The sequence below is a fragment of the Streptomyces longisporoflavus genome (assembly GCF_014649775.1).
Taxonomy (GTDB): Bacteria; Actinomycetota; Actinomycetes; order Streptomycetales; family Streptomycetaceae; genus Streptomyces; species Streptomyces longisporoflavus.
In genome coordinates, this window is sequence record NZ_BMTR01000140.1 from 1 (window position 1) to 600 (window position 600).

Here is a 600-nt window from a genome sequence, read left to right on the forward strand (position 1 = left end):
CGCACCCTGGCCGCGATCGGCTTCCAGCAGTCCTACACGTACTTCACCTGGCGCAACACCAAGGACGAACTGACCGACTACCTGCGCGAGTTGTCGGGCGAAACCTCCCACTACCTCCGGCCGAACCTCTTCGTCAACACCCCGGACATCCTGCACGCCTACCTCCAGAACGGCGGACGTCCCGCCTTCGAGGTGCGCGCCGTACTCGCCGCGACCCTCTCGCCGACCTGGGGCGTCTACAGCGGGTACGAACTGTGCGAGAACGCCCCGGCACGGGCCGGCAGCGAGGAGTACCTGCACTCGGAGAAGTACCAACTGCGGCCGCGCGACTGGGAGTCGGCAGAGCGCGCCGGCGCCACCATCGCGCCCCTCATCACCACGCTGAACCGCGTGCGGCGCGCGAGCCCCGCCCTGCGGCAACTGCGTGACCTGCACTTCCACACCACGGACCAGGAAGCGGTGATCGCCTACTCGAAAACGGCCCGGGACAGGGACGGATCGAACACGGTTCTGGTGGTCGTGAACCTCGACGCCCACCACACCCGGGAGGCCACGGTGTCGTTGGACATGCCGGCGCTCGGCCTGGACTGGCACGCGAGC

General features: G+C 68.3%; 1 protein-coding gene. It reads left to right on the top strand.

Annotated elements, in window-relative coordinates:
* Positions 1-600: alpha-amylase family protein (locus IE226_RS43770; protein WP_506417429.1), on the top strand; the 600-nt coding region annotated here is incomplete at both ends.